The organism is Sphingosinicella terrae (genome assembly GCF_003347635.1).
GTDB classification, from domain to species: domain Bacteria; phylum Pseudomonadota; class Alphaproteobacteria; order Sphingomonadales; family Sphingomonadaceae; genus Allosphingosinicella; species Allosphingosinicella terrae.
Window position 1 is genome coordinate 59,217 of the sequence record NZ_QDFY01000013.1, and the last position, 21,485, is coordinate 80,701.

Here is a 21,485-nt window from a genome sequence, read left to right on the forward strand (position 1 = left end):
CCGGGAGGACATCCTCCCGGGCCCGAGGATCAGCCGAAGCAGGCCCAGGCCAAAGCGATCAGCGGCCCGAGGACGAGGGCGGTGAAGCCGAGCATCTGGTGGGGCTTCAGCCGGAAGTCGCGGGCGTGGTCCTTGCGGAACTGCATCATCCGCGCGGCGACGCCCTCGCGCGCGCTGGCCAGGCCGATGTCGAGCTGGCGGCCATTCTTGAGGAAATCCAGCAGCCCGGCCTTCTCCGCCTCGGCGATGTGAGGATAAAGGCGGAAGAGATCGGCGATGCGGTCGATACGCCGATCCTCGTCCGGCTCGGACATAAGCGGCTGGGAGGCGGCGAGCGGGCCCTTGTCCCGCACGTGGACGACATTGGCAGTCTTCATATCGGTGACTCGCGATGCTCCGCACCGGCCGCAGAAAGGCCGCGGCCGGTGGATAAGGATGAAGGAAGATGACGGCGCGATGCGCCGGGAGCGTCAGGCGAGGGGCGGAGCGCGCGGGCTGTAGTGACAGCCGGCCGAAAGGGCCGCGCCGCCGGTGGCGGTCGCACGCGGATGCGCGAGGCGGACCCGAGAAGCGGGGGCAAGATCCGTTCCGCCGGCAGAGAGGCCGGCGGGATGATCGCCACCGCTGCCGCCACTGCCGTCGTCCGGCAAGCGGGCCAGCCCGTCGACGACCGAGAGCGGCCGCGGCACCAGGGCCTTGGGCAGGTCGGATGCGGCGGTGAAGAAGGGACCCTGACCGCGGCCGGCCGCGGACGCAGGCTCGAGCGGCACCGCGAGCAGCGCCGTCACCAGCAGCGTCAGCAAGGCGACCAGGCGGCCTATTCTCGCGGCGATGAAGTCATGGCCGGACGGCAATTCGGATCCTTCGGAGAGCGAGTGTCTCATCTGGGACCCCGGCCCGGGTCTTTCAATCGTGCAGATCGGCCGCTCCGAGACTCACCGCTTCTCGTCCGGAGTGCGGCAGGCCTGACGATCGCCGTTCAGACAGGCCTCGACCCGGGCGCGATACTCCGCCTGCTCGCGTGCGACGCGGCGGGCATGCTCTTCCATCACCGCCCGATGCTCGGCTTCGACCCGGCGCGCTTCCTCCTCGGCCTCGATCAGGCTGCGCTCGTAGGCGGCGCGCTCCTCCTCGATCCGGCGGGTCTCGGCTGCCGCGCGGGCCGCGACCTCGGCGTTGAGGCGATCGATGATCGGCGATTCGACGGCATTGATGTCCCGCCGCCTTTGCTCCTGCATCTCGGTCCAGCGCGCATCGGCCTCCGCCGCCGCGTCCGCGTCGGTCTTTGCAGCGCCTTGGTCGGCCATGTCCGTGGCCGGCGGCGCCGCCACCTCGACGGGAACCGCCTCGGCTTCGGCCGGAGCCGGGAGGGCTTCCTCCGGTATCGAGGAGGGGGGAAGGTCGACCGGGACGACCGATCCCGGTCGCACCGGAGGCGTCGGCGCCGGCATCGGTGCCGGTTCGGGCTTGGCGGGGGATTCCGGCGACAGCGCCGGGGTCGGCCTGTCCTCGGGCAGCGGGATCACCTCGAGCAACTCGCCGAGCGGCTCGTCCGGTGTCTGTGCCCACGCATATCCGCTGAACAGGGCGGCGGCCGCGAGCAGGAGGGACGTCCGGCGAAATCGATTCATGCGGGCCTGATCCGCCTGTGAAGCTGAGCGTCCCGTGAATGGCCCCTTCCCGGGACCGGCGTCAACCGCCGGCGAACACCATCGCCAGGGCGGCGCCGGTCGCCGCCGCCCCGCGGGCGCCGCCGGCGCGCCGCCTTCGATGGGATGAGCTTCTTCCGGTTCGCCGGCAGCGCGGCGCCGGCGTCCGGTCTCCGCGCCGCGGCGAGATCAGACGATCAGGACCGTCGCGACCGACAGGAAGACGCCCATGCTGACGACGTCGCTGGCGGTGGTCAGGAAGATGCTCGACGCGGTGGCCGGATCGGCGCCGAGCCGCTTCAGCACCATCGGGATGAGCGCTCCGGCAAGGCCCGCGCTGACGCAGCTGACCACCATCGCGAACATGACGACGCCGGCGAGGAGGGCCGGCTGTGCCTCGCCCTGCATCGTCGCATAAGCGAACATGCCCAAGCCCGCGGTAACGCCGACGAGCAGACCGTTGAAAAGGCCGAGCATGCCCTCCTTGACGACGAGGGTGCGTTCCGAGCCAGGCTTGAGGTCGCCAAGGGTCATGCCGCGCAAGGTCACCGCCAGCGCCTGACAGCCGGTATTGCCGGACTGGCCGGCGAGCACCGGCAGGAAGACCGCGAGGATGACGAGGCGGTCGAGCGTGCCCTCGAAGATGCCGACCACGCCGGCTGCGATGAAGGCGGTGAGGAGGTTGAGCTGGAGCCACGGGTGGCGCATGAACAGGCTCTTGCGCATCGGCGTCGAAAGGCGCTCCTCCTTCTCGACACCGACCATCTTACCGGCCTGGGCGCTGATCTCGATCGCCTGCTCGGCGAACAGCTCGTCGCCGCGGATCAGCCCGCGCAGCGTGCCGTCGGCCTCGCAGATCGGATAGACCGGAAAATGCTTCGACACCGCCACCTTCAGCGCCTCGTCGAGCGGCATTTCGACGCGCAGCCAGAAGGGGTTGCGCAGCATGATGTCCTCGAGCTTCGTCTCGGGCGTCGCGAGCAGCATGTCGCGCATCACCACCACGCCCTCGAGCTTGCCGCTGTCGTCGGTGATGTAGCAATAGGTGATGAAAGCGGCCCGGGTCAGCTCGCGCAGCAGTTCGACCGTCTCGGCGACGGTCATGTCGCGGCGGAAGACGCCGATCGGCGGCGACATCAGCTCGCCGACGGTAGCGGGGGAATTGGTCGCAGGGGACAGGGCCTCGACGGGTTCGGCGGTCATGGATGCTCCAGCCAGGTCCAGGAGAAACAGAGGGCCTTACATGTCATTCTTTTCCGATGCGGTCCATCCCGCCAAATGCCCGTTTCGTCGCACAATAGAACAGGTTGGTAGCGTTGCCTCCGACTCCGTCCCTTCCCGGCGCCGCCTCGGTTCGCTGCGTGGCTCCGCTCCCCCGGAATTCGGGGCTGGCCGGATCTTCACCATGCGCCACCCGCTTGTGGTGGTGCCGCATCAGCCGTTCCGCGGGCTCAGCCATGACCGGCCTCGCATCTCCCTGCCGACGGCGATCGTCGACGGCGCGAGCGATCGCGCTCTGCGGGTCGTCGGCGAGCCAGGTCCGCCATTCCTCGCTGTCGAGGCGGGGCTGGGCCGCGCGATAGAGCCGCGACAGGCGCCGCACGCGGCGGCCGACGAACCGAGGCTCGACCTCCTCGAACCGGTAGACGAACAACCGGCGCCGCGGGGGCGAGGTCGCGCAGGAAGCGAGCAGCCTTGCCGCCTCCGCCGATGAAGTCCACGAGTCCACCCGGCATCCCGCCTCCCTCCCCTCGGGCAGGCGATATATACAATAATCATGTAAAAGTCAAGGGCCTCTTGTAGGGCTCAGCCGCTCTCGGGCGGCCGCGGCCGCGCGAACCAGGTCAGCCGGCCGACAATCTCCCCGGTCGCCGACTGGATATAATAGGTTTCGTCCGCCGTAGCCTCCCCTTCCGGCCGCGCCTTGCCGAGCGCGTCGGCGATCACGCCCGAATCGAACGCGGCGCGGACATAGCGGAACCAGGGGCGCAGAGAGCGGGGCCCCTTGTCCTCGGTGGCATTCTCGATGTCCGAGATCTGCTGCTGGTGGATCTTGACGGGATCGCCCTGTCGATTGGCGATCAGGGTCGCCATGCGCGCGACCAGCATGGAAGAGGCGCCGATCTCCGACCTCTTCTCCGCGAGCCACCGCCCCGCCTCGAGAACATCCGCTTTGCCATTGGCCATCATTCCCTCCATCGCAGCCTGTTTACCTACAAGATAATTGTTGAACAAGGTACAATCTTCTTGTAGATTGTGAATCGAAGGAAGGGACGACAATCATGGCCAGGCGCAACGCGGGACGGAAGAAGAAGAGCGGGGACCGTTACCCCTCGGGCAAGCTGAAGCCGCTGCGCGACGAAGGCAATGCGCGGGTGCGGTCGCATCGCACCTTCTACCTGCGCCACGGCCAAGTCCGGGCCGGAGACGATCTCGACTGCGCCCTCGGCCAGGCCCATGCGCTCGGCCTGCTCGAAGGGACGCGGGTCGACGGCCGGGTGCTGCTGGAGCATGGCAAGGAATGGTGCCGTCTCTACCGAGCCACGTTCGGCGGCGGCGTCCAGACGCACAATCTCGAGCGGATCGGCCAGTCGATGCCGAGCAGTGCGATCACCGCCACCGACCTGCGCTACCGGGCCTGGGCAGCCATCGTCGCCACGCTCGGCGCGCGGGAGCGAGAATGCCTCAACCTGGTCTGCGTCGAATATGGCGAGGGATGGAGCTTGCCGCCATTCCTGGAGCGGCTGATCAATGCCTGGAAGGCGCGGCAGCGGCCGCCGCTCTATGCGGGCGACTATCTGCCGATCCGCGGTGACCAGGAAAGGCTGGACGCGCTGAAATCCGCCTTGCTTGCCATCGTCGAGGGGAGCCGGCGGCGCCGCTCGTGAGGCCTATCCCGGCTTGCGACCGACATTAGCCAGCTTTTTACCATCGTGCGTGTAGGTCGGCCTGGTTTGGGGAGAACGAGATGCTGAACAGGGAGGGGGGCGCGTTGCCTGCCGCGGGCGGGGTGCCGGAGCATCAGCAGCGCGTGGACGAGCTTCAGGCCCAGGTCAGGCGGGAAGGGCGCGCGAAGCGTCCGACCCTCTTCAAGCCGGCCGCGCCCAAGCCCGATCCCTCCCAGGATCCGCTCGATCACCGGATCGCCGAGGAGCTCGAATGCATCCGCCGGCATCTGGACCTGATCGGCGGCGTCCTGGTCAGCGAACCCATCCTCCTGCACCGCTATGCCACCCAGCTGCAGGCGATCGACCGGATCAATCAGCAGCTCGGCCATCTTGCCCGCATCGTCGGGTCCGAGCAGAAGGAGATGGCGGTCGACCAGGTGACGATGCAGGACCTGCGCGGGCGCCTGCAGCGCAGGCCGCTGAGCCTGCTCACATCGCCCCACCGCTGACCGGCGAGCGCTGCGGATCCTATCCGCTACCGCGCATCGACGTCGCGAACCGGTGAAAGACGACGCCCCGCCGAACGAGCATCCGTAAGCTTCGAAAGTGAGGTCGGCCTCGGCCCCGGGATCAGACTCGCGGCCGAATGACGGACGCGCCCGCGTCAGGCCGGCTCAGTCGGCGGCGCGGCGGGCGCGGTTGCGGAGCAGCCAGGCCGTGCCGGCGGCGAGCGCGGCACCGGCGCCGGCCGCGACGGCGGCGCCGCGGTGGCGATTGAGAACCATCTGCAGGCTCGACGGCGATGCCTGGGCGTCGAAGCGGCCATGGGCGCCCGGATCGCCGGGGACCGGCTCGAACAGATTGTCGCGGCGGCCGCGCTCGAGCGGCTCGCCGGTCGCCTGGCCGTCGACGCCGGTGGCGCCGAGATAGCGGTCGAGCCAGGGGGAAGCGAGGGCGTCGCCGACGATCGCCTCGATCGTGGTCCGTCCGACCCACACCTCCTTGCGGCGCGAATAAGCGGCAAAGCGGATCGCGCGCGCCGCCACCTCGGGCTGGTAGATCTTGCCCGCGGGCCGCGGCTTGCTGTCGATATGGACGCGGCCCCAGTCGAATTGCGGCGTGTTGAGCGCCGGGAGCTGGACCATGCACAGCCTCACCGGGCTGTCGGCGTGGATCAGCTCGCAGCGTACCGCGTCGAGGAAACCCTGGACCGCATGCTTCGCGCCGCAATAGGCCGACTGGAGCGGAATGCCGCGATAGGCCAAGGCGGAGCCGACGAGGACGATCGAGCCGCGGCGACGCGGAAGCATCCGGCGCAGGGCGGCGCGCGTGCCGTGTACCTGGCCGTAATAGGTGACGTCGGTCACCCGCCGATATTCCTCGGAGGTCATCTCCATGAAGGTCGAGAAGATGCCGGCGAAGGCATTGTTGACCCATATGTCGATCGGACCGAGCTCATCCTCGATCCGCGCGGCGGCGGCCTCGACGGCGTCTTCATCGGCGACGTCGGCCTGGATGGCCAAGGCACGGGCGCCCAGCGCCTCGATCTCGCCGCGCGTGGCTTCCAGCCCCTCGCGGCCGCGCGCGATCACGGCGACGTCGGCACCTTTCCCGGCAAAGAGGCGTGCGGTGGCTCGACCCACGCCGGCCGTGCCGCCGGTGATGACGACGACGTCCCTTCTCGCGTTCGGCCGTCTCGCGTTCGGCATCTTCTTCCCTCTTGGCGGCGTCTCATCCGGCAACGGGCCGCGGCGGGCCGGGTTCCGCGGGCGAGGGGCCGGCAGGGGGCCCGTCCGCCGCTTGAGCCGGTTCCTCGATCCCGGACATGTTCACGCTCGCCAGGCAGGCCTGCAGCTGGGCTCTGCGGAAAGGCTTGGCGAGACAGAGCAGGCCCGGCGGCAGTCCGTCGGGCTCGGGCCCGCCGGAAACGAGAATCACCGGCAAGCCGGGATGGGCGCTCCGCGCGATGCGGGCCAGATCCGTGCCGCTCATCCCCGGCATGATCTGGTCGGTGACGAGCAGGCCGACCTCGTGGCGCCCGTCCAATATCCGCGCTGCCGCCTCGCCGGAAGCGGCCCCGATCACCCGATAGCCGAGCGCTTCGACCATCTCTGCCATGCTGGCGCGGACAAGGTCGTGATCGTCGACGACGAGGGCGATGACGGGCGGCGCCGGCGTCCGGCGCGCCTCGGCCGGCGGTACTTGGTCGGGTCGCAGGGTGCGCATCGGGCCCTCGCGGTCATGGTCCCCCCGCCTGGCCCCGGATCACGCTGATCCACATTCATTAACGAATCGTAAAGATCGAGTCGCGGGCCGCTTCAGGATGCCAGCCAGCGGCCGAGCTCGGCCGGCGCGATGGCATGGTTGAAGCCGATCCCGCAGCAGCTGCCCCGGCGCCAGCGCACCACGCCTTCGATCGGCCGGAAACCCTCGAAGGTCAGGGTAACGGCGGCCCCTTGCTCCAGCGGGTGCTCGCAGGCGAGCCGGGCTCCGTTCGGAGAAATGTCGCGGGCGGAAGCGAAGGCGATGTCGGCACCCGCGCGGACCATCGTCAGCCGGTCGAGCGGAAGGCGGAGCGGGCGGGCGCGTCCGCCGGACGGCGGCGCCAGCGCCTCGGTCAACGCGATCGGCCGCTCGAACGCGATGCCGGTCTCATAGCCCTGCGTCCAGACGATGCGGGCCGGCAGCGGCTCGCCGTCGGTCAGCTCCACCGCCACCGCCTCCCCGGGCTCGAGACGCGAGAAGGTGCGCGCCATCAGCCCTCCCGCCGCGAGGTTGCGGACGAGGCAGAGTTGACGCGCCTCTCCCCTGATCAGCACCGCGACCCGCAGCAGCAAGGCCAGGTTGCGCGCGTCGCCGCGCCGGTCGCCGATATCCTCCGCGCCACGCCGTGAGGCGCCTTGTCCCCTCGATTTCCGGTGATCGCGCGACATCGCCACTCCATCTGGATCTCTGCCGCTTATCCCGGCCTTCGCCTAGAAAGCGTTCCCGGCAAGGCTGAACCGGCCGATAACCAAGCTGCCTCTCCCGGCGATCCGCTTATTCGTTCGAACATCTTCCAAAGGGTAGGCGGCCATGTGGCGGCCGGCGCCGTCCCACGCCAGCGGCCCGCGCGAAGGCGCTGCGCTCAGCCTCCCGATCGACGAAGAAGGCGGCGAGGCCAGGCCTTCGATGATGTGCAACGCATACAATCGCCAAGATAGTCCCGGCTGCTACTTTGCAAGTGTTAGCGCTACCACAAGTCGAGTCACAGTCGCGGCGCAGACAAGCTCTGTTGCTTCCCCGCAACAATCGCGCACTCAATTGCAGTCTTGCTTCGCCGCTCCTTGTTGGTTGGCGGCATAAAGGAGTAATTCTCTCTCCATAACACAAGGGGAGAGAGTGCCATGTTGCATCGACGCGCGTTTGCGCGAAAGATCTTTCTCGTCAGCTCGGTGGCCTGCATGGCCTCGCTCGGCGCCATCCCGGCCGCCGCGCAGGACCAGACGGCGACCAATGCCGCCACGGACGACCAGACGATCATCGTCACCGCGACCAAGCGCGAGACCTCCCTGTTCGAGGTGCCCTTCTCCATCAACGCCCAGACCGAGGCCGCCATCCAGCGCTCCGGCGCGACGACGATCGAGGATCTGTCGCGCAACGTCGCCGGGCTCACCATCCAGAATCTCGGCCCCGGCCAGAGCCAGGTGTCGGTCCGCGGCGTCTCCGCCGGCCAGATCGTCCGCGACCAGCCGGGCGTGAAGGAGCAGGTCGGCGTCTATCTCGACGAATCCGTCATCTCGCTGTCGCTTTTCACCCCCGACCTGGACCTTTTCGACCTCAATCGGGTCGAGACGCTGCGGGGGCCGCAGGGGACCCTGTTCGGCTCCGGGTCGGTCGGCGGCACGATCCGCTACATCACCAATCAGCCGGATCCGGACCGGATCGAGGGGCTCGTCGAAGGCAATCTCAACCTCGTCCATGAGGACGATATCGGCGGCCACCTCAAAGGCATGATCAACTTGCCCGTGGGCGAGGGCGTCGCGATTCGCGCCGTCGGCTACTATACCCGCTATGGCGGCTTCACCGACGCGCTTCGCGAAGGCGGCGGCGTCGACGAGAATGTGAACGACGGCGAACGCATCGGCGGCCGCCTTGCCGTCACCTTCCAGCCGACGCCGGACATCCGGTTCACGCCGCGCATCGTCTATCAGGAGATCCGCGCCGACGGCTTCAACCGCCAGGAATCCTATAACGTCCTGGCCAATCCCTTCACGACGACGCGCCCGGCCGTCACGTTCGACGAGCGCGAGCATTTCCTGCTGCTCGACGAGTCCTTCGAGGATCAGACGCTGCTGGCCGACTTCACCGCCAGCTTCGAATTCGGCGGCGTCGAGCTGACATCGGTGACCAGCTACATCAACCGTGAGATCCTGGTCAGCCGCGACGCGAGCGCGCTCAGCGGCAGCGTCTCGGTGGACCTAGGCTTTCCGGACGCGGCCGTGCTGCTGCCGTCCAATCTGGTCGACCGGACCGACCTCGAGACCTTCACCCAGGAGCTCCGGCTGAGCTCGACCGGCGACGGGCCGTTCCAGTGGGTCGTCGGCGGATTCTATTCCGACATCGACCGCTTCTACCGGCAGCGCCTGCCGACCCCCGGCTACGACGCCTTCACCGACGCGACCCTCGGTGCCGGCACGTCGGCCGCGGTCGCCAACGGCTTCCCGGCGGACTCGCCCTACAATTCGGACCTGCCCTACGATATCCGGCAGACGGCGGTGTTCGGCGAGGCCAGCTACGATCTCACCGACCGCTTCACCCTGACCGCGGGCGGCCGCTATTACGACTTCTCCGAGGAGCGCCGGTTCGTCTCGGGCGGCCTGTTCGCCAATGGCGACGACCAGACCGACCGGACGGAGTCGAGCGGCTTCAGCCCGCGTTTCATCGCTTCCTACGAGGCTTCGGACAATCTGCGGCTCAACGCCCAGGTGTCGAAGGGCTTCCGGCTCGGCGGTGTCAACGATCCGCTGAACCTGCCGCTCTGCACGCCCGAAGACGAGGCGATCTTCGGCGGCTTCCAGGATTATGACGACGAAAGCCTGTGGAATTACGAAGTCGGCGTCCGCGGCCAGGGCCGCGGCCTCAGCTTCAACGCCGCGGCCTTCTATACCGACATCAGCAACCTCCAGGTGACGCTGGACGCCGGCTCCTGCTCGTCGCGCATCGTCTTCAATGCCGAGAAGGCGCATACGATGGGCATCGAGGCCGAGCTGACGGCCGAGCCGGTCGATGGCCTCGCTCTATCGCTGTCCGGAAGCTGGGTGGAGGCCGAGTTCGATTCGACCGTCCGCGACGGCAGCGGCAACGTGATCGGCGGGATCCGCGAGGGCAACAGGCTTCCGTCGGTGCCCAATTTCCAGCTGTCGGCCAGCGCGAGCTACAGCTTCCCGGTCGCCGCCGGCGCGGAAGCGTTCGTCGGTACCTCCTTCCAGCATGTCGGCAGCCGTTACACCCAGCCGAGCGACCAGGAGAACAATCCGCGCGCCTTCGTCTCCGGGCTGCCGTTCGGCGGCGCCACCGGCGCCGAGGTGACTTTGCTCGACCTGCGCCTGCCTTCCTACAATTATGTCAATCTCAGCGCCGGCATCGACTGGGACAACGGCCTTGGGGTGATGCTCTACGTCACCAACCTGTTCGACGAAAATGCGCTCCTGTCGTTCGACCGCGAGCGCGGCGGACGGGCCCGGCTCGGCTACAATATCGGGCAGCCGCGGGTGATCGGCATCACCGTCCGCAAGCGCTTCGGCGGCTGAGGGCGGTGCCGCCGGTCACGCGGCGCGCGGTGCTGATCGGCGGCGCCGCGGCCACGCTGTCGGCCGCGGCCACAGGGACGCCGGCGGCCGCGGCGCGAAGCTGGGACGTCATCGTCGTCGGCGCCGGCGTGTTCGGCGCCTGGACCGCGCATCACCTGCTGGCCGCGGGCCGGCGCGTCCTGCTGGTCGACGGCGAAGGGCCGGCCCATGCCCGCGCCTCGTCCGGCGGCGAAAGCCGGCTCACCCGCGGCGCCTATGGCAGCGACCTCGTCTACACCCGCCTGGCGATGGACTCGCTGCCGCAATGGCAGAGTCTCTCCGACGCGGCCGGGCTGCCGGTCTTCCATCCGGCGGGAATCCTGTTCTTCTTCCCGCAACGAGAAGCCTTCCTCGAGGAGACGATGCGGGTCCATCGCGCGCTGCGGCTGCCGACCGAGCTGCTCGATCGTCCTGCGCTCGTCCGGCGGTTTCCGCAGCTGGATTTCGGCGACGTCGAAGCGGGTCTGCTCGAGCCCGGCTTCGGCATCCTGATGGCGCGCCGGGCGGTGCAGACCCTGGTCGACCGCTTCGTCCGCGCCGGCGGCACCTATCGCCGCGCCGCGGTGGCGCCGCCGCGCCGCAGCGAGGCCAATATGGTCGAGACCCTCGACGGCGAGCGCCTGGCCGCAGACCGGATCGTCTTCGCCTGCGGGCCGTGGCTCGGCCGGCTTTTTCCCGAGCTGCTCGGCCCGCGCATCTTCCCCACCCGCCAGGAGGTGTTCTTCTTCGCGCCGCCGCCCGGCGACGATCGATTCCAGCCCGCGCGGCTGCCGGGCTGGGCCGACTATAATGGCGGCGACATCTATTACGGCATGCCCGACGTCGAGAACCGCGGATTCAAGATCGCCCATGATCGCCACGGGCCGCCGATCGATCCGGACGAGGGCGACCGCACGCCAAGCCCCCAAGCGCTCGCCGACGCGCGCGCCTATATGGAGCGGCGCTTCCCCGCGATGCGCGGCCGGCCGCTCAACGAGGCACGGGTCTGCCAGTATGAGAACAGCTCCAACGGCGACCTGCTGATCGACTTCCATCCGGAAAAGCCGGGTCTGCTCCTGGTCGGCGCCGGCTCGGGCCACGGCTTCAAGCACGGACCGGCCGTCGGCCGCTACGCGGCGGACCTGCTGCTCGGCCGCCCGGCCAGGCCCGAGCCGCGCTTCTCGCTGGCGACCAAGGACGTCCATCAGGCGCGGGCGGTGCACTGAGGCGTCCGCCCCCTTGCGTCGAAAGGCGCTGACAAAGCAGGGCTGCTCCGGCTATTTGCCCGACGAATCCGCACCACGGAGGCCGGCCATGTATTTCGAGATTTACGAGCGCGAGCGCAGCGTCGTCGCCTCGCTTCGCGGCAGCCGGCTGATGGGCGGCGGCGACTGGCGATGGCGGCTCAAGGACGCGCAAGGCAAGGTGATCGCGTCGGAGGAGGGGCATCCCACCCGCTCCGAATGCGAGCGCGCCATCATGGAATTCAAGCAGGAGATCGCCGCGGCGCCGCTGCGCGACGGGTGAGAAGAGGGGGGGCGGCCGCGCAAGGCTATCTATTCCGTCCCCGGCGACCACACCCTCACATAATCCACCTCCATGCGCTGCGGGAGCGCGGCATCGTCTATGCCCTGGGCGCCGCCCCAGCCGCCGCCGACGGCGATGTTGAGGATGAGGTGGAAGGGCGTCGCGAACGGCCAGGCGCCGGCGCCGCCGGGCTGGTCGTTGGCGACGCGCATGTAGCCGCGGCCGTCGACGCCGATGGTGATCGATCCGGGCCGCCAGTCGAGCTGGTAGCGATGGAAGCCGGTGCAGGCGGTGGGCAGGCGGATCGAGGCACCGCGATGGGTGTTGCGTGTGTGATTGAACAAGGCGGTGTGGACGTTGGCATGGATGATGCCGGGATCGTGGCCGACATGCTCCAGGATGTCGATCTCGCCGCCGTCCGGCCAGCCGCCGCTCCGCGGCAGCATCCATATCGCCGGCCAGGTGCCGCGGCCGCAGGGCAGCTTCGCCCTGATCTCGTAGAAGCCGTGAGTCCACTCGCCGGTGCTGAGCATCCGTGCCGACGTATAGTCCTGGCCGCCCCAGTCGGGATGGCGCGACGCATCGATCCGCTCGCGACGCGCCTCGATGATCAGCCGCCCGTCCTCGACCCGCGCATTTTCCGTCCGGCCGTCGGAATAATATTGCGCCTCGTCATTGTACCAGCCGTCGCGGTTGCGATGCGTGTCGAAACGCCATTTGGAGCGATCGACGGCGGCGCCGTCGAATTCGTCGGCCCAGTCCGGGGCTCGCTGCGGTGCCGCGATCGGAACGTCCACAAGGTAGCGGCTCGTCGCCGCGGCGGCCGGATCGGGCATCTGTGCGGCGGCGGGTAGGACGGGGATCGCCGCGATCGACGCCGCCAGGGCCAGGATCGGTCTCGCCTTCTTCATGTCAATGTCACCCTCTCCCATTTCATTCGCCGATAGCCTGCTCGCGCAGCCGCGGCAGTGCCGGGGCGATCCGCTCGATCCGATTGGTCATCAGGCCGCCGCGCCACCCGCCAGGCAGCCCGTTCAGGCTCTCGACGCTGTCGAATGTGCCGTAGCGCCGACTTCGGAGATCGGCGGATTCGAGAAGGGTCACGCGGGTGTTCGCCGCCTGCATGCGATCGAGGAAAAGGTCGGGCCAGCCCCAAAGCAGCCAGCCATGGCTGGCCGGCACCATGATCGACGTGTTCCGACACGGCGGAGGCACATGGCCGCGCCAGCCGTGCACCATATAGGCTTTCAGGCACGCAATCGTCTGCTCCTTCGAGACCGACCGTAGCGATGGCCGAAGTGCCCGAAGGCGCCGTACCGGCCGCTCCCCTCCGATCACCTCCAGGCGCGCCTCTTCCACCCTGTGTCGGCCAAGATAGGCGTGGAGGCGCTCGGCTTCGGCAGGGTCGTTGGACTTGATGTTGATCTGGAACCGGGACTGCGGAAAGGCGGCGAGCATTTCGGCGAGCGTGGGCATCATACCGGTGGCGCGGCCGCGGAAGGGGAAGGTGCGCCCACCGTCGGCGGTATAGCCGTAGCCGATGTCGAGCGTGCGCAAATGGGCCATGCTCTGCTCGCGCGTGATGCCGCGCCCGTCGGTGCGGCAGTCGATCGTCCAATCGTGAAAGACGGCGAACTCTCCATCGGTCGTGGGGTGAATGTCGATCTCGACCATGTCGGCGCCCATCCGGAAGGCTTCGCGGACCGAGGGAACGGTATTTTCCAGGAAGGGATGCGCCGGCGGAATGATGCGTGTGGCTGTGCAATCCTGGGGGCCGAGATCCTCGTGCGAATAGGTTTGGTGCACGCCGCGATGCGAGAGAACCGTGAAGGCGTTGGCTGGCGATCCCCGCCAAGAGGCGTTGCCGAGATAGAGGAGGAGCAGGAGCACGGCCACGATGGCGGCGGCGAGGCAGAGCCGCCGGCCGCGGCGACTGCGCGGAGCCGTGCCTTCACTCTCCTGTGCTGCCATCGACCGCCTCTTCCCGCGCCGGAACCAAGTTTGCGGCAGAGGAGGCGCTTGATCAAGCGGGAGCGTGGCGCCCAAAAAAGGAGGAGGCGCCGAGCCCCCCGCCCGGCGCCTCCAGTAGGGCCGATCCGCCGGATCGGCTGGGGATCAGAAATTCACTTTCGCGCCGAGACTGAAGATGCGGCCGCGGCGGTAGCTGTTGATGTCGATGCGGTTGCCGTCGATCGCCTGGAACTCGCGATAATCCTCGCCGAGCAGGTTACGCGCCTCGAAGCTGAACTCGATGCGGGTGTCGAAGAGGCGGGCTTCCTGGCGGGCGACGAAGTCGAGCTGGATTCCCGGACGCTCGCGTATGTCGGGCTGACGCTCCTCGCCCTGGATCGGGCCGCGATTGGTGACCCGCTCGCTGGCATAGGTGACGAGGACGGTCATCTGCGACAGCCGATCGGTATCTTCGATTCCGATCTGCAGATTGGCGAGATGGTCGGACTGGCCGGTGAGCGGTGCGCCGTCGCGGAACAGAAGATTGGCCGCGACCGGCTGGAGGTCCGGCCCGACGATCAGGCTGTCGTCGGCGCTGATGCTGGACTGGGTCCAGGTATAATTGCCGATGAGGACGAGCCGCCGCGTGGCGAAGAAGGCGCCGCCGAGGCCGTCCAGCGGCAGGAACGCCTGCACCTCCGCCTCGATGCCGTACAATTCGGCCTCGGGCGCGTTGGCGAAGCCGGTGCGAAGCTGGCCGCCGCCGGCGAAGAAGGCGGCCGCCTCGATCGGATTGTCGATCTTCTTGTAGAAGCCGGCGAGCGTCACCCGCTGCTGGGGCAGGAAGTAATATTCGATCCGGGCCTCGGCATTGGTGAGCTCGCTGTCGACGAGGAAGGGATTACCGGTGAACTCGCGGTCGGATTCGAAATCCTGGTAGATCTGCGGCGCAAGCTCACGGAACTGGGGCCGCGCGATCGTCCGCGATCCGTGCAGGCGCAACTGGACATCCGGAACCACGTTCCAGGTGAGGGTCGCCGCCGGCAGCCAGTAATCGTTGGCGAGCGAGGTCGGCTCGAGCGCCCCGCCGATCGGCTGCACCCTCTGGTCGGCATCCTCGTAGCGCACGCCGGTCTGCAGCCTGACCCCGTCGATCGGCTCGATTTCGGCCTGGACGTAGCCGGCATGAATTTCGAGATCGGCCTCGTAGGCGGCGGTGCCCTCGGCGCCCGACACGTCGCGAAGCTCGATGCCGTAATTGAAGATGTTGAAGTCGGAGAGCAGATAATCGGGCCGTTGCTGGGCGAGCTCGATCCGGAGCGCGCCCTCGGGCCGGAAATACTGGAACTGGTAGCGCGAGGCGCTGCGTTCGGTCCGGCTGTAATAATAGCCGGCGGAGAGCGTCACCGGCATCGCCGTCGGCAGGCGCCAGGAGAGGTCGCCCTGGCCGGCATAGAGATCCTCGGTGAGGTCGCTGAAGGCGATATTGGCGAACTGGCCGGCGGAGGAGAGGTTGTTGATATAGTCGTCGACGTCGCTCGCGCTCTTCGTCGTCGGATCGCCGTCGCCCAAATAGAAATAGCCGATCGACCGCTCATAGGGGGATTCGCGCTGGGTGTTGGCGTAGGTACCGCGCAGGTCGACGCTGACATTGCCGAAGCGGAATTCCCCGACGAGCTGGGTGTCGATCAGCTGCCGTTCGAACCAATAGGTGTTCTGCTCGAGGAGCGAGGGGGGCAGATCGGGATCCTGGTCGGCGACGTTGCGGTTCGAGCCGGCCGACAGGCGCGCCTGCTTCAGCGTGTCGCGGATATAGAGGTTGGTCCAGCGCAGCTGGTGCTCGCCGAAGCTGAGGCCCAGGCCGAGCAAGCCGTTGACCAGGATCCGGTTATCGGTGGTGACCGAGCGGAAGTCGGTCTGCGGGGTGCCGGCGAGCTGCGGGTCGAGCGACGTCTGCTGGAGCGCGTCGCGGGTGCGCCAGTTATTGCTGTAGCCGAAGGCGGCGATGACTCCGAGGCGGGTGGCGCCGATGTCGAACGACGATCCGGCGCTGAGCTCGCCGGAGAAATTGGCCGGCGTGTCGCTCATCCGCTGCAGCAGAGTGGTCGGCGCATTGGACAGGCTGGCGGCGAAGGCCTGGCGTTCGGCCGAACTGGTTTCGCCGAAGGTGCCGCCCTCGACCGCCGCGCGCAGGTCCGCCGGGAAATCCCGGGTGCCGTCGTCGAAGCCGAACGGGTCGAGATCGCTGCCATAATAAGCATAGCCGAGCTGGAAGCTGCTCTCGGTGTCGAACGAAACGCTGCCACCGAGCTGAAGAAACGGGTCGCGAGGTGCGGAAGGCGTGGTCAGGTTGATGACGCCGCCGCCGAACTCGCCGGGATAAGCGACCGAATAGCTCTTCTGGACGAGCGAGCTGGCGATCACGCTGGTCGGGAAGATGTCGAGCGGGACGACCCGCCGGAGCGGCTCCGGGCTCGGCAGCGGCGAGCCGTTGAGCAAGGCGAGCGAATAGCGGTCGCCGAGACCGCGAACGAAGACGAAGCCGTTGCCGACCACCGAGAGGCCGGTGACGCGCTGCAATGCGCCGGCGATGTCGCCGTCGCCGGCGCGGGCGATGTCTTCGCTCGACAGCACCGAAATCACCTCCGGCGCACGCTGGACGATGTTGCGCGAGCGCGTTCCGGTGACGACGATGTCCGGACCGGAGGACAGGTCGGCACCCGGCACCGAGATCTCGATATCTTCCTGCTGCCCCTCGGGTGCGGCAACCGCTTCCGCGGCCGGCGCGGAAGCTGCCGGTGCTTCGGCGTCCTGCGCGAAAGCCGGCTGGACGGCCAAAGCGGTGGAGGCGAGGAGACCGCCGAGGATGAGTGACTTTTTCATGTGATTGCCCCGTATCTTCGATGCGCGTGGGGCGGCGGCGCTTAAAGCGGCCGCCGCCCCGATGGCCGACGATGATCGATCAGGTCGTCGGTACGGCGGTGCACAGCCCGCTGGTGCCGAAGCTCGCGTAGAAGGAGTTGCAGGCCCAGCCGGAATACCAGCTGTCGGCGGCGTCGCGGACGGCGCCGATATAGGTGACAGCGGTGAGGCGGTTCGGCGCCGACGCGTTCGCCGTCTGGAACGGATCGTCGTTGAAAGGCCTCGGGTCCGTCGCGGTCACGCCGTTCTCGTTTGCGCCATTGATGAAGACGCTGGCGAGCGTGGGTGTGAACGCGTCGTTATTGTTGTTGGTGCCGGTGCCGAAGATCGCGGCCACTTCCGCGGCGGTGACGTTACCGTCGTCGCGGAAGGCGGTGTTGCAGGCCAGCACCACCGACCGGAAGGCGGGCGGTCCGCCATCCTGCAGTGCGTTGTCGCGCGCCCGCGTCGTGCTCCCGCCGGTGGCATCGATGTCGAGGCAGTTCTGCGGGCCGACGATGATGCTGTTGAGGATCGCATAATCGGTGCCGCCGCGCAGAAGCACCGCATTACCGCCCTGGGTGGTCCCGCGCTGGATGAAGGTGGCGTTGGAGATGCGGGTATATTGGCGCGGAAGCGCGTCCTCGTTGCCGTTCGAGTCGGCCTCGATCATCGAATCGCCGTTGCTCGAATCCCGGTGGACCGCGATCAGGAACTGGATCGTGCCGCGATAGCCGAGATCGGTGTCGATCGAATCATCGTCGGCGCCGGTCACGATGACGTTCTTGAGATTCGGGCGGCCGCCGAAGATCTCGATGCCGTCGTCGGAGCTGTTGTGGACGTGGATGTGATCGAGCGTCGTCGCGCTGCCGACGCCGCCGAGGGTGAGGCCCTGCAGCTCGTTGCCCGGCGCGATGGCGAAGCCGGAATAGCGGATCTGCACATATTGCAGGGTGCCGCTGGTGTCGTTGGCGGTGGCGCCCCCGTAGAAGGAGCCGGTGGTGCCCTCGATCACCTGCTGGCAGGAAGCCGAGCCGCCGGGGACCGCGGTGTTGCAGTCGCTGATCGGCGCGCGGCCGAGCAGGATGACGCCGCCCCACAGCCCCTGACTGCTGTCGGTGGCGGTGCCTTCGACATTGGCCCGGGCGGTGAAGATGATCGGCGCGCTCGCGCTGCCGACGGCCTGGATGCGCGAGCCGCGATTGACGACGAGATAGTCGTTGCCGGACGAGCCGAACAGCAGGGCGCCCGCCTGGATGGTGAGGGTGACCGACTGGCCGCCGGCCGCGCTGCCGTCGCCGCCGACGTCGGTGCCGACATTGACGGGGCCAGCGATCGAGTAAGCGACGCCCGCCAGGTTCTGGAGCGTCGTGTCCTGGGTGAAGCGGCTCGGAAGCTCGCAGGCGCGCTTCTGGCCGATGACGCCGCGGTCGACGGTCCCCGTCGGGCAGCTCGCTGCCGGCTGGCCCGGCGAAGGCGGCGGCGGCGGCGGCGGCGGCGGCGGTGCGGGCGGAATGACGATGACATTGCCTTCGCCCGGCGAGGCGACATCGTCGGCGCCGCATCCGGCCAACGCGATCGCGGTGCCGAGGAGCAGCAGAGCACGGTGCTTCATCATGTTCGGGAACCCCCTTGCTGAAAAACGGAGGGCGATTCGGCTTTGTGCCGGTCGCCTCGGGGGCTGAGCTAGGAGGGTTTTGTGATCCTAATGTTACAGTTATCGAACTCGCGACTTGTCATAGCAAGAATTTATACTTGAAATATCGCTGTAGTACCTATGTAATATGCTTGTCATCTTGACGCTTAATTCGCTTATTCGAGCTGGATTCGTCGTCCGCCCCGCTCGATCTCGAACCGGGTGCGGTCTGAGTGCGCCATCTGCCAGGCGAGCTCGAGCATTCGCTCCTCGTCGAAGGCGCTGCCGTTGACGCCGAGGATGACGTCGCCGGGCCGGAGGCCGGCGCGCTCGAGCGCGGGCATCGGCACGCTGGGCCTCACGACATAGCCGGCCGTCCGATCGCCGGCGCGGCGGGGCGCCAGCCCGATTCGATAGGCGATCGTGTCCTCGCGCAGCGCGGCGTCGGAATCGTTCGATGGGGAAACGGCGCTGGCGGCCGGCGCTACGATCGGCTGCGCAGCACCGTCGAAGCCTAGTCTCAGCTCGGCCCCGGCCGCGGCGAGGACGACATGGCTCTGCTCGATCCGGGCGACGCGAAGACCCGGCCGAATCTCGCGGCCGATCGCGAAGAAGGACTGGCGGCCACGGGAATCGCCGATGATCGCACCGCGCCCCAGCAGGCCGTGCAGCCTGAGGCCGTCGGCGGTCGGCGCCGGCGCCGGCGTCGCCGCCGGCAACGGAGCCGGGGGAAGCGGCTGGGGCGGTGGTGGTGGTGCGACCGGCGGCCCTTCGATGCCCGCTTCATTCCAGCGGATCAGCGCCAGCGCCGCGGCCCCGGCGAGGAGAAGGCCGCCGGCGGCGGCGCGCGCCGGGAGGCGGTCAAGCGACTTCATCGTCGAGGGCGTAGCCGGCCTGGCGGACGGTGCGGATCAGCTCCGGCCGGCCATTCGCACCGAGGGCCTGGCGCAGACGGCGGACGTGGACATCGACGGTGCGGACCTCGATCTCCTTGTCGCGACCCCAGACGAGATCGAGCAGCCGCTCGCGCGAGAAGACGCGGCGGGGATTTTCCATGAGCTGGCGCAGCAGCCGGAATTCGGTCGGTCCGAGCGGCACGTTGCGGCCGCTGCGGCGGACGCGGTGGCGCGCCAAGTCCATCTCGAGATCGGCGAAGCGTAGCTCTTCGGCCGCCGGCGCGCCGCGCGAGCGGCGCATCACCGCCCCGATCCGGGCAATCAGCTCGCGCGGGCTGAACGGCTTGGTGACATAATCGTCGGCGCCGGTCTCGAGCCCGCAGATCCGATCGCCTTCCTCGTCGCGACCGGTGATCATGATGATCGGCACGCCGGCCGTGCCCGGCGTGCGCCGCAGCCGGCGGCAGACCTCGATCCCGGAAATGCCTTCGATCATCCAGTCGAGCAGGATCACGTCGGGAGGCGATTCCTTGGCGAGCATGAGCGCCTCTTCTCCGTCCGGCGTCTGGGCGACTTCGAAAGCCTCGCGCTCGAGATGCCAGCGCAGCAGCTCGATGAGGCCGGGATCGTCTTCGACGAGCAGCAATCGGGGCTTCATGCCACCTCCCACTCCTGTTCGCGGCCCGTGCAGGGCCCGCTTTGTCAGCGTTCCCGGTAGCGCCGGGATGGAGAAGGATCGGTGACGGGCCGGTGACACTTTGATGACCATGCTGTGCCGCACCATTTCGACATTTCCGGAATAGTCGTTGACAAGTGATCCGACTTCTAATATTTCCAGAATCATGGAAACGTCGGATATGATGAGCAGCGATGGGGCGGTGTCGGCGTTGGCGGCGCTTGCCCAGGGACATCGGCTCGCGGTGTACCGGCTGCTCGTCCAGGCCGGACCGGCGGGCCTGCCGGCGGGCGCGATCGCGGAGGCGCTCGGTCTGCCGAACAGCTCCCTGTCCTTCCACCTGGGGCAGCTCAATCAGGCCGGCCTGGTCCACCAGGAGCGGCAGGGCCGGTCGCTCGTCTACTCCGCCGACTATGGCGCGATGAACGCCCTTGTCGGCTATCTGATGGAGAATTGCTGCCGCGGGAGCGAATCCTGCGCACCTGCCGGCGGCTGCGCATCCGAACCCGCCTCTGCCTGAAAGGAACGTCCATGAAGCGCCTGCACGTCCATGTCGGGGTGAACGACCTCGAGGAATCGATCCGTTTCTACTCCGTCCTCTTCGCTGCCGAGCCTGCCGTGGTGAAGCCCGATTACGCCAAGTGGATGCTCGAGGATCCGCGGGTCAATTTCGCCATCTCGGCCGGCAATCATGCAGCGACAGGCATCGAGCATCTCGGCATCCAGGTCGAAGAGCCGGCGGAGCTCGCCGAAGTCTATGGGCGGCTCGAGAGCGCTGGACGTCCGGTGCTCGAGGAAGGCGCGACGACCTGCTGCTATGCCAAGTCCGAGAAGAGCTGGATCGCCGATCCCCAGGGCGTGGTCTGGGAGACCTTCCTGACCACTGGGGAGGCGACCGTCTATGGCGACAGTCCGGAGCTGACCGCGATCTCCGCCCAGGCCGGCACGACCGCCTGCTGCGCACCGGATCTGCCGGCGGCGCCGGCGAAGACCGCCTGCTGCGGCTGATCCGATGACCGATCGGATCTACAACGTCCTCTTCCTGTGCACGGGCAACTCGGCGCGGTCGATCCTGGCCGAGGCGCTGCTGAACCGAATGGGCGAAGGTCGCTTCCGCGCCTGGTCGGCCGGCTCCTTTCCCAAGGGAGAGGTTCATCCGGAGGCGCTGCGGCTGCTCTCGCGCCTCGGCTTCGACACGACGGATCTGGCTTCGAAGAGCTGGGACGCGTTCGCCGAGCCGGACGCACCCGAGTTCCACTTCATCTTCACCGTCTGCGACGACGCGGCGGGCGAAACCTGTCCGATCTGGCCAGGCCATCCGATGGCCGCCCATTGGGGCATCGAGGATCCCGCTCGCGCCGTTCCCGGCGACCAGCCCGAGGCATTCCAGCTGGCTTTCAACTATCTGCGGCGTCGCATCTCCCTGTTTCTGGCATTGCCGATCGAAAGCCTGGACCGGATGACGATGCGTCGCCGTCTCGTCGACATCGGCGCGCGATCGGAAGGCGGGTCGGCAGTCGCCGCCGCGGCGACCGACGAATTCTGAGAGGGG

The 21,485-nt window shown here is 68.1% G+C and carries 23 protein-coding genes; 8 read left to right on the plus strand and 15 right to left on the minus strand.

Annotated features, from left to right (window positions below; translation table 11 throughout):
• Positions 1-29: 29 nt before the first annotated feature.
• The 6 genes from DDE10_RS19520 to DDE10_RS19545 form a co-directional block, all read right to left on the minus strand.
• The gene (locus DDE10_RS19520; RefSeq protein ID WP_114954482.1) at positions 30-377 is read right to left on the minus strand and encodes a hypothetical protein; all 348 of its coding nucleotides are present in this window, start codon (positions 375-377) and stop codon (positions 30-32) included.
• A gap of 93 nt (positions 378-470) precedes the next feature.
• Positions 471-854 carry a hypothetical protein gene (locus DDE10_RS19525; protein WP_114954483.1) on the minus strand — a complete coding sequence of 128 codons (384 nt, stop codon included), beginning with the start codon at positions 852-854 and terminating at the stop codon, positions 471-473.
• 81 nt (positions 855-935) lie between these two features.
• Complete coding sequence (locus tag DDE10_RS19530) at positions 936-1,631, minus strand: hypothetical protein (protein WP_114954484.1); 696 nt, start codon at positions 1,629-1,631, stop codon at positions 936-938.
• Positions 1,632-1,838: 207 nt separating this feature from the next.
• Positions 1,839-2,852 (minus strand): magnesium transporter, encoded by a 1,014-nt coding sequence (locus DDE10_RS19535; protein ID WP_114954485.1) that lies wholly within the window; start codon positions 2,850-2,852, stop codon positions 1,839-1,841.
• A gap of 43 nt (positions 2,853-2,895) precedes the next feature.
• Entirely contained in the window at positions 2,896-3,378 is a 483-nt protein-coding gene (locus DDE10_RS19540; RefSeq protein WP_162806746.1) for a hypothetical protein, read from the minus strand.
• 77 nt (positions 3,379-3,455) lie between these two features.
• On the minus strand, positions 3,456-3,836 hold the full coding sequence (locus DDE10_RS19545; RefSeq protein ID WP_114954487.1) for a hypothetical protein: 381 nt from the start codon (positions 3,834-3,836) through the stop codon (positions 3,456-3,458).
• A 95-nt stretch (positions 3,837-3,931) separates the two neighbouring features.
• Here DDE10_RS19545 and DDE10_RS19550 point away from each other — a divergent pair, with 95 nt between their 5' ends.
• Positions 3,932-4,537, plus strand: coding sequence for a hypothetical protein (locus DDE10_RS19550; RefSeq protein ID WP_114954488.1), 606 nt, complete (start codon positions 3,932-3,934; stop codon positions 4,535-4,537).
• Positions 4,538-4,617: 80 nt separating this feature from the next.
• Positions 4,618-5,046, plus strand: a complete 429-nt coding sequence (locus tag DDE10_RS19555) for a hypothetical protein (RefSeq protein ID WP_114954489.1) — start codon at positions 4,618-4,620, stop codon at positions 5,044-5,046.
• 165 nt (positions 5,047-5,211) lie between these two features.
• On the opposite strand, the gene DDE10_RS19560 is transcribed toward DDE10_RS19555, so the two are convergent.
• From DDE10_RS19560 to DDE10_RS19570, 3 genes are all read right to left on the minus strand, one after another.
• Positions 5,212-6,246, minus strand: coding sequence for an SDR family oxidoreductase (locus DDE10_RS19560; protein ID WP_114954490.1), 1,035 nt, complete (start codon positions 6,244-6,246; stop codon positions 5,212-5,214).
• A 22-nt stretch (positions 6,247-6,268) separates the two neighbouring features.
• Positions 6,269-6,763 (minus strand): response regulator, encoded by a 495-nt coding sequence (locus tag DDE10_RS19565; RefSeq protein ID WP_114954491.1) that lies wholly within the window; start codon positions 6,761-6,763, stop codon positions 6,269-6,271.
• A gap of 92 nt (positions 6,764-6,855) precedes the next feature.
• Positions 6,856-7,470 carry a PilZ domain-containing protein gene (locus DDE10_RS19570; RefSeq protein ID WP_114954492.1) on the minus strand — a complete coding sequence of 205 codons (615 nt, stop codon included), beginning with the start codon at positions 7,468-7,470 and terminating at the stop codon, positions 6,856-6,858.
• Positions 7,471-7,923: 453 nt separating this feature from the next.
• On the opposite strand from DDE10_RS19570, the gene DDE10_RS19575 reads away from it, so the two are divergent.
• From DDE10_RS19575 to DDE10_RS19585, 3 genes are all read left to right on the plus strand, one after another.
• Positions 7,924-10,329, plus strand: coding sequence for a TonB-dependent receptor (locus DDE10_RS19575; RefSeq protein ID WP_114954493.1), 2,406 nt, complete (start codon positions 7,924-7,926; stop codon positions 10,327-10,329).
• A 5-nt stretch (positions 10,330-10,334) separates the two neighbouring features.
• A complete protein-coding gene (locus DDE10_RS19580) occupies positions 10,335-11,573 on the plus strand; it encodes an FAD-dependent oxidoreductase (RefSeq protein ID WP_162806747.1) in 1,239 nt (412 codons plus the stop codon).
• Between the two features lie 88 nt (positions 11,574-11,661).
• Entirely contained in the window at positions 11,662-11,874 is a 213-nt protein-coding gene (locus tag DDE10_RS19585; protein WP_114954494.1) for a YegP family protein, read from the plus strand.
• Positions 11,875-11,903: 29 nt separating this feature from the next.
• On the opposite strand, the gene DDE10_RS19590 is transcribed toward DDE10_RS19585, so the two are convergent.
• The 6 genes from DDE10_RS19590 to phoB all read right to left on the minus strand — a co-directional run bounded on the left by DDE10_RS19590 (position 11,904) and on the right by phoB (position 19,915).
• Positions 11,904-12,785, minus strand: coding sequence for a glycoside hydrolase family 16 protein (locus DDE10_RS19590; protein WP_114954495.1), 882 nt, complete (start codon positions 12,783-12,785; stop codon positions 11,904-11,906).
• A 22-nt stretch (positions 12,786-12,807) separates the two neighbouring features.
• On the minus strand, positions 12,808-13,845 hold the full coding sequence (locus DDE10_RS19595) for a glycerophosphodiester phosphodiesterase family protein (protein ID WP_114954496.1): 1,038 nt from the start codon (positions 13,843-13,845) through the stop codon (positions 12,808-12,810).
• A 144-nt stretch (positions 13,846-13,989) separates the two neighbouring features.
• A complete protein-coding gene (locus DDE10_RS19600; protein ID WP_114954497.1) occupies positions 13,990-16,707 on the minus strand; it encodes a TonB-dependent receptor domain-containing protein in 2,718 nt (905 codons plus the stop codon).
• Between the two features lie 79 nt (positions 16,708-16,786).
• Positions 16,787-18,343, minus strand: a complete 1,557-nt coding sequence (locus DDE10_RS19605; protein ID WP_114954498.1) for a hypothetical protein — start codon at positions 18,341-18,343, stop codon at positions 16,787-16,789.
• A 194-nt stretch (positions 18,344-18,537) separates the two neighbouring features.
• On the minus strand, positions 18,538-19,236 hold the full coding sequence (locus DDE10_RS19610; protein ID WP_114954499.1) for a hypothetical protein: 699 nt from the start codon (positions 19,234-19,236) through the stop codon (positions 18,538-18,540).
• A complete protein-coding gene (phoB, locus tag DDE10_RS19615) occupies positions 19,223-19,915 on the minus strand; it encodes a phosphate regulon transcriptional regulator PhoB (RefSeq protein ID WP_114954500.1) in 693 nt (230 codons plus the stop codon). The genes DDE10_RS19610 and phoB overlap by 14 nt, the downstream gene beginning before the upstream one ends.
• Positions 19,916-20,117: 202 nt before the next feature.
• On the opposite strand from phoB, the gene DDE10_RS19620 reads away from it, so the two are divergent.
• Genes DDE10_RS19620 through DDE10_RS19630 form a run of 3 tightly spaced genes read left to right on the plus strand, consistent with a single transcriptional unit; the run spans position 20,118 to position 21,479 of the window.
• The gene (locus tag DDE10_RS19620; RefSeq protein WP_284734785.1) at positions 20,118-20,453 is read left to right on the plus strand and encodes an ArsR/SmtB family transcription factor; all 336 of its coding nucleotides are present in this window, start codon (positions 20,118-20,120) and stop codon (positions 20,451-20,453) included.
• An 11-nt stretch (positions 20,454-20,464) separates the two neighbouring features.
• Entirely contained in the window at positions 20,465-20,941 is a 477-nt protein-coding gene (locus tag DDE10_RS19625) for an ArsI/CadI family heavy metal resistance metalloenzyme (protein WP_114954502.1), read from the plus strand.
• Between the two features lie 4 nt (positions 20,942-20,945).
• Positions 20,946-21,479 (plus strand): arsenate reductase ArsC, encoded by a 534-nt coding sequence (locus tag DDE10_RS19630; RefSeq protein ID WP_114954503.1) that lies wholly within the window; start codon positions 20,946-20,948, stop codon positions 21,477-21,479.
• Positions 21,480-21,485 lie beyond the last annotated feature (6 nt).

What these genes read in the sequence shown, in the direction of transcription:
- DDE10_RS19630 (WP_114954503.1), top strand. Translation starts at nt 20,946, where the DNA reads ATGACCGATCGGATCTACAACGTCCTCTTCCTGTGCACGGGCAACTCG.
- phoB (WP_114954500.1), bottom strand. Translation starts at nt 19,915, where the DNA reads ATGAAGCCCCGATTGCTGCTCGTCGAAGACGATCCCGGCCTCATCGAG.
- DDE10_RS19610 (WP_114954499.1), bottom strand. Translation starts at nt 19,236, where the DNA reads ATGAAGTCGCTTGACCGCCTCCCGGCGCGCGCCGCCGCCGGCGGCCTT.
- DDE10_RS19595 (WP_114954496.1), bottom strand. Translation starts at nt 13,845, where the DNA reads ATGGCAGCACAGGAGAGTGAAGGCACGGCTCCGCGCAGTCGCCGCGGC.
- DDE10_RS19605 (WP_114954498.1), bottom strand. Translation starts at nt 18,343, where the DNA reads ATGATGAAGCACCGTGCTCTGCTGCTCCTCGGCACCGCGATCGCGTTG.
- DDE10_RS19565 (WP_114954491.1), bottom strand. Translation starts at nt 6,763, where the DNA reads ATGCGCACCCTGCGACCCGACCAAGTACCGCCGGCCGAGGCGCGCCGG.
- DDE10_RS19535 (WP_114954485.1), bottom strand. Translation starts at nt 2,852, where the DNA reads ATGACCGCCGAACCCGTCGAGGCCCTGTCCCCTGCGACCAATTCCCCC.
- DDE10_RS19530 (WP_114954484.1), bottom strand. Translation starts at nt 1,631, where the DNA reads ATGAATCGATTTCGCCGGACGTCCCTCCTGCTCGCGGCCGCCGCCCTG.
- DDE10_RS19560 (WP_114954490.1), bottom strand. Translation starts at nt 6,246, where the DNA reads ATGCCGAACGCGAGACGGCCGAACGCGAGAAGGGACGTCGTCGTCATC.
- DDE10_RS19600 (WP_114954497.1), bottom strand. Translation starts at nt 16,707, where the DNA reads ATGAAAAAGTCACTCATCCTCGGCGGTCTCCTCGCCTCCACCGCTTTG.
- DDE10_RS19575 (WP_114954493.1), top strand. Translation starts at nt 7,924, where the DNA reads ATGTTGCATCGACGCGCGTTTGCGCGAAAGATCTTTCTCGTCAGCTCG.
- DDE10_RS19555 (WP_114954489.1), top strand. Translation starts at nt 4,618, where the DNA reads ATGCTGAACAGGGAGGGGGGCGCGTTGCCTGCCGCGGGCGGGGTGCCG.
- DDE10_RS19545 (WP_114954487.1), bottom strand. Translation starts at nt 3,836, where the DNA reads ATGGCCAATGGCAAAGCGGATGTTCTCGAGGCGGGGCGGTGGCTCGCG.
- DDE10_RS19620 (WP_284734785.1), top strand. Translation starts at nt 20,118, where the DNA reads ATGAGCAGCGATGGGGCGGTGTCGGCGTTGGCGGCGCTTGCCCAGGGA.
- DDE10_RS19520 (WP_114954482.1), bottom strand. Translation starts at nt 377, where the DNA reads ATGAAGACTGCCAATGTCGTCCACGTGCGGGACAAGGGCCCGCTCGCC.
- DDE10_RS19590 (WP_114954495.1), bottom strand. Translation starts at nt 12,785, where the DNA reads ATGAAGAAGGCGAGACCGATCCTGGCCCTGGCGGCGTCGATCGCGGCG.
- DDE10_RS19625 (WP_114954502.1), top strand. Translation starts at nt 20,465, where the DNA reads ATGAAGCGCCTGCACGTCCATGTCGGGGTGAACGACCTCGAGGAATCG.
- DDE10_RS19550 (WP_114954488.1), top strand. Translation starts at nt 3,932, where the DNA reads ATGGCCAGGCGCAACGCGGGACGGAAGAAGAAGAGCGGGGACCGTTAC.
- DDE10_RS19570 (WP_114954492.1), bottom strand. Translation starts at nt 7,470, where the DNA reads ATGTCGCGCGATCACCGGAAATCGAGGGGACAAGGCGCCTCACGGCGT.
- DDE10_RS19585 (WP_114954494.1), top strand. Translation starts at nt 11,662, where the DNA reads ATGTATTTCGAGATTTACGAGCGCGAGCGCAGCGTCGTCGCCTCGCTT.